Raw genomic sequence first — 3,295 nt, forward strand, 5'->3', positions numbered from 1 at the left:
GGACAGCCCGGTCGGGGCGACGGGGGCCTCGCTCGCGGTGGCCGCCGGGGTCGCGGCGTCGTCGTCGTCCTCGCTGGGCTGCGGGGCGGGGTCGGCGGGCTCGGGGATCTGCGTGGAGGGCAGCGTCGGGCCCTTGACGCCGGTGAGCCGCGCGAGCTCCTGCGCGTGCTGCGTCTGCGACGTCGAGATCGAGGCGAGCAGCCGGCCCAGCGGTCCGGACTGCGCCTGGTCCGCGGCAGCCCGGGTGCGGGTGGCGGCGTCGCGCAGGGAGGCGACGACGGCCCGCGGCGTCTGCTCCTGGACATGTGCGGAGGGGGACGCGCCGGAGCCCTCCGATACGAGGTCCCCGAGGCCGGAGTCGTACTCGCCGCCGAGCTGCTCCGCCTGCGCGGTCGCGGACTCGGCGATCTCGATCAGCTCCGACTCGACCGCGGGCTTGACCCCGTCGGTCTCTGCCGCGGCGGTGGCCTGGTCGGCCACGAGCAGGGCGTCGGCCACGGCGGTCCGCCGCAGCACCTCCGCCGCGTCGGGCACCGGCTCGGTCGGCGGCGGTGTCTCGAGCCGCAGCCCGCAACCTGAGAGAATGATCGCGCAGGTCAGGGCCAGCGCGGTCAGGCCAGACCTGCGACGGGTACGGGCCGTTCGGCCGAAGGGGTTCATCGTGGCCGATGATGTCACGTTCCGGAACCCCGTTCGTCGCCGGGCCGATTGCGGTCGGGTCACGGACATCACGTTCTTCGCGAAGTGCCGAGGTCGGAGGCTTCGTTAGGCTTGACGCAGACAACAACAGCACATCGGTCGAACCGTTCCGGCTCGAACCGTGCCCCCGCGCATGGGGGAGCCGACGGGAGGCACTCGATGACACAGCAGGCGGATGCGGTCCGCGGGGTGGTGGGGCCGGTGGTCGAGGCCGCCGGGCTCTACCTCGAGGAGGTCAGCGCCACGCGGGCGGGCAACAAGTCCGTGGTCCGCGTCACGGTCGACCTGCCGGACGACGCCGTCGGCAGCCTGGACTCCGACGCCCTCGGCGACGTGTCGCGCGCGATCTCCGCGGCGCTGGACACGGACGACGTCGTCGCCGGTGCCTACACGCTCGAGATCTCCACGCCGGGCACGTCCCGGCCGCTGACCGAGCTGCGTCACTTCAAGCGTGCCCGGACCCGGATGGTCACGCTCAAGCTCACCGACGGCAGCCGCGCCGAGGGCCGGCTGACCGACGTGCTCGACGACGCCGACGGCGCCGTCCTGGTGCTCGACGACGACCGGCGGATCCCCGTCGCGGACGTCACGCGGGGCAAGGTCGAGGTCGAGCTCCGACGGCTCGAGGACGCCCAGGATGCCGAGGATTCGGAACTGGGCGAGAGTGCAGGTGAAGACACCGACGAGGACTCGGACGGTGCTGGTACGGACAACCCGACCGGGTCTCGCCCCGGCCGCAACGAGGAAGGCTGACATGGACATCGACATGACCACGCTCCGGATGCTGGAGCGCGAGAGGGACCTCAGCCTGGACGTCCTCGTCGCGGCCATCGAGCAGGCCCTCCTGTCGGCCTACCACCGCACCCCGGACGCCTACAACCGGGCCCGCGTCGAGGTGGACCGCGCGTCGGGGCACGTGACGGTGTGGGCGCGCGAGGAGCTGCCCGTCGAGGCGGACCCCGAGGACCCGGACGCCCGACCCGCCGTGGAGCTCGGCCCCGAGTTCGACGACACGCCCCAGGACTTCGGCCGCATCGCCACCGCGACGGCCCGTCAGGTGATCGTGCAGCGCCTGCGGGACGCCGAGGACGACCAGGTGCTCGGCACCTTCCGCGGCAAGGAGGGCGAGGTCCTGGCCGGCGTCATCCAGCAGGGCCGTGACCCGCGCATGGTGCTCGTCGACGTAGGCGGTACCGAGGCCGTGCTTCCGCCGCACGAGCAGGTGCCCACCGAGGAGTACGTGCACGGAGAGCGGCTGCGCGCCTACGTGGTCGAGGTCAGCCGCGGAATGAAGGGCCCCCAGATCACGTTGAGCCGTACGCACCCGAACCTGGTGCGCAAGCTCTTCGAGCTCGAGGTCCCGGAGATCGCGGACGGCTCGGTGGAGATCACCGCCATCGCCCGTGAGGCGGGGCACCGCACCAAGATGGCCGTCCGGTCCCGCGTCTCCGGGCTGAACGCCAAGGGTGCCTGCATCGGCCCGATGGGCGCGCGAGTGCGCGCCGTGATGGCCGAGCTGCACGGTGAGAAGATCGACATCGTCGACCACAGCGACGACCCCGCCTCCTTCGTGGCGAGCGCGCTGTCCCCGGCTCGTGTGTCGTCAGTCACAGTGGTGGACGCCGACGCGCGTGCCGCACGGGCGATCGTCCCCGACTACCAGCTGTCCCTCGCGATCGGCAAGGAAGGGCAGAACGCCCGGCTGGCCGCGAAGCTGACGGGCTGGCGGATCGACATCCGCTCGGACGAGGCGGCGGACGCCGACGCAGGTGGCACCGCCGCCGACGCACAGAGCGGTCGGTAACGCCCGGTGGGTCGGCGCGGTAGACTGTCCGAGTCTGGGCCACGCGCCCGTCTTTCGGCACACCCCACACCACCCGTCACGGGCCCGGTGCGTACGTGTGTCGGGTGCCGGGGGCGCGACCAGCGGTCTGCACTCCTGCGTCTGGTGCTGGACTCCGCGATGCATGATGCCGATGTGGCAGAGCCACGACGCATCGTCGTCGACGTCCGTGCCTGCCTGCCGGGTCGCGGTGCCTGGGTCCACCCGGAGCCGCAGTGCCTGGAACTCGCCGAGCGTCGCAGGGCCGTCCCCCGCGCACTGCGCACCGACGGTCCTCTCGATCTCGGCGAGGTACGAGCACACCTCGGCCGGTGAGGGTGCCGACCGCAAGACCGTTCCGACCGGGCGCGACAGAGCGCCCGGCCGAATCATGAAGTTCGTCGACAAGGAAGCGGGTTTGAAGCCGATGGGCACCCGATGAGTCCCCAGCGATGAGTACGCAGTACTAACGGTGGTCCTCCCTGTCCCGGGATGGACCGAGACAGGAGAGATGTGGCGAAGATCCGCGTTCACGAGCTTGCGAAGCAGCTCGGAGTGGAGAGCAAGACCCTGATGGGCGAGCTGAAGGCCGCGGGCGAGTTCGTCCGCTCGGCGTCCTCGACCCTTGAGGCCCCCGTCGAGCGAGCGATGCGCGACAAGTTCCCCGTCGGTGGCGCCGCCGGTGCGTCCGACAAGGGCGCGGCGGCCAAGCCCGCGCCGAAGCCTGCCGCGAAGCCCGCGGCCCGGAAGCCCGCTGAGGCGACCCCGGCCCCG

At 72.0% G+C, this 3,295-nt stretch carries 5 protein-coding genes; 4 read left to right on the forward strand and 1 reads right to left on the reverse strand.

Going from position 1 to position 3,295, the window contains the following annotated elements; translation table 11 throughout:
* The coding region (locus PROKR_RS20155) for a hypothetical protein (protein WP_157602325.1) at nt 1-660 on the reverse strand (660 nt) is incomplete at its 3' end.
* A 198-nt stretch (nt 661-858) separates the two neighbouring features.
* Between PROKR_RS20155 and PROKR_RS20160 the strand changes: the two genes are divergently transcribed.
* From PROKR_RS20160 to PROKR_RS20170, 4 genes are all read left to right on the forward strand, one after another.
* Nucleotides 859-1,452 (forward strand): ribosome maturation factor RimP, encoded by a 594-nt coding sequence (locus PROKR_RS20160; RefSeq protein WP_051433181.1) that lies wholly within the window; start codon nt 859-861, stop codon nt 1,450-1,452.
* Between the two features lies 1 nt (nt 1,453).
* Nucleotides 1,454-2,503, forward strand: coding sequence for a transcription termination factor NusA (nusA, locus tag PROKR_RS20165; protein ID WP_036966387.1), 1,050 nt, complete (start codon nt 1,454-1,456; stop codon nt 2,501-2,503).
* 87 nt (nt 2,504-2,590) lie between these two features.
* Nucleotides 2,591-2,857: a YlxR family protein gene (locus PROKR_RS31760; protein ID WP_342665890.1), complete on the forward strand. Its 267-nt coding sequence runs from the start codon at nt 2,591-2,593 to the stop codon at nt 2,855-2,857.
* A gap of 156 nt (nt 2,858-3,013) precedes the next feature.
* A partial coding sequence (locus PROKR_RS20170) for a translation initiation factor IF-2 N-terminal domain-containing protein (RefSeq protein WP_425414919.1) occupies nt 3,014-3,295 on the forward strand: 282 nt, incomplete at its 3' end.

The sequence above is a fragment of the Promicromonospora kroppenstedtii DSM 19349 genome, from assembly GCF_000515355.1.
GTDB classification, from domain to species: domain Bacteria; phylum Actinomycetota; class Actinomycetes; order Actinomycetales; family Cellulomonadaceae; genus Promicromonospora; species Promicromonospora kroppenstedtii.

Bases quoted from the DNA above. Each gene is read 5' to 3' on its own strand.
- PROKR_RS20160 (WP_051433181.1), top strand. From the start codon at position 859: ATGACACAGCAGGCGGATGCGGTCCGCGGGGTGGTGGGGCCGGTGGTC.
- nusA (WP_036966387.1), top strand. From the start codon at position 1,454: ATGGACATCGACATGACCACGCTCCGGATGCTGGAGCGCGAGAGGGAC.